This window comes from Collinsella sp. CLA-AP-H1, from assembly GCF_040092945.1.
GTDB lineage: Bacteria > Actinomycetota > Coriobacteriia > Coriobacteriales > Coriobacteriaceae > Collinsella.
In genome coordinates, this window is the sequence record NZ_JBBNKO010000033.1 from 1 (window position 1) to 1709 (window position 1709).

A 1709-nucleotide genomic window follows, 5' to 3' on the forward strand; every position below is an offset into this window, starting at 1 on the left:
GGAAGCGAGTGGCGAACGGCTGAGTAACACGTGGAGAACCTGCCCCCTCCCCCGGGATAGCCGCCCGAAAGGACGGGTAATACCGGATACCCCGGGGTGCCGCATGGCACCCCGGCTAAAGCCCCGACGGGAGGGGATGGCTCCGCGGCCCATCAGGTAGACGGCGGGGTGACGGCCCACCGTGCCGACAACGGGTAGCCGGGTTGAGAGACCGACCGGCCAGATTGGGACTGAGACACGGCCCAGACTCCTACGGGAGGCAGCAGTGGGGAATCTTGCGCAATGGGGGGAACCCTGACGCAGCGACGCCGCGTGCGGGACGGAGGCCTTCGGGTCGTAAACCGCTTTCAGCAGGGAAGAGTCAAGACTGTACCTGCAGAAGAAGCCCCGGCTAACTACGTGCCAGCAGCCGCGGTAATACGTAGGGGGCGAGCGTTATCCGGATTCATTGGGCGTAAAGCGCGCGTAGGCGGCCCGGCAGGCCGGGGGTCGAAGCGGGGGGCTCAACCCCCCGAAGCCCCCGGAACCTCCGCGGCTTGGGTCCGGTAGGGGAGGGTGGAACACCCGGTGTAGCGGTGGAATGCGCAGATATCGGGTGGAACACCGGTGGCGAAGGCGGCCCTCTGGGCCGAGACCGACGCTGAGGCGCGAAAGCTGGGGGAGCGAACAGGATTAGATACCCTGGTAGTCCCAGCCGTAAACGATGGACGCTAGGTGTGGGGGGACGATCCCCCCGTGCCGCAGCCAACGCATTAAGCGTCCCGCCTGGGGAGTACGGCCGCAAGGCTAAAACTCAAAGGAATTGACGGGGGCCCGCACAAGCAGCGGAGCATGTGGCTTAATTCGAAGCAACGCGAAGAACCTTACCAGGGCTTGACATATGGGTGAAGCGGGGGAGACCCCGTGGCCGAGAGGAGCCCATACAGGTGGTGCATGGCTGTCGTCAGCTCGTGTCGTGAGATGTTGGGTTAAGTCCCGCAACGAGCGCAACCCCCGCCGCGTGTTGCCATCGGGTGATGCCGGGAACCCACGCGGGACCGCCGCCGTCAAGGCGGAGGAGGGCGGGGACGACGTCAAGTCATCATGCCCCTTATGCCCTGGGCTGCACACGTGCTACAATGGCCGGTACAGAGGGATGCCACCCCGCGAGGGGGAGCGGATCCCGGAAAGCCGGCCCCAGTTCGGATTGGGGGCTGCAACCCGCCCCCATGAAGTCGGAGTTGCTAGTAATCGCGGATCAGCATGCCGCGGTGAATGCGTTCCCGGGCCTTGTACACACCGCCCGTCACACCACCCGAGTCGTCTGCACCCGAAGTCGCCGGCCCAACCGTCAAGGGGGGAGGCGCCGAAGGTGTGGAGGGTGAGGGGGGTGAAGTCGTAACAAGGTAGCCGTACCGGAAGGTGCGGCTGGATCACCTCCTTTCTAGGGAGATACTTCTTCTAGAGAGAAAACACTTTAACTCGAATAGAGGGCAGGAGCCCGTCCGGTGGATGTCGCCCGGAGTAAGTCCCCGCAGCACCCGGTCCCCGGGGTCGCACCCGCGTACCTTGAGAGCCGCATAGCGATAGGAGAGAGATGGAAGAGTATCCTCTTCCAGACTCGATTCTTTTCTGCGATTAAACGTAAGAATGATAGCAATCATTCATCCGATCCAAACAAGAAGAATTCACTTATTTATGAGTGAGGAGCATCTGATCGCGAGCACAGT

At 63.0% G+C, this 1709-nt stretch carries 1 rRNA gene; it reads left to right on the plus strand.

What is annotated here, in order from left to right:
* Window positions 1-1423: ribosomal RNA gene (locus AAAV44_RS09760) — 16S ribosomal RNA — on the plus strand; the annotation flags it as partial.
* Window positions 1424-1709 lie beyond the last annotated feature (286 nt).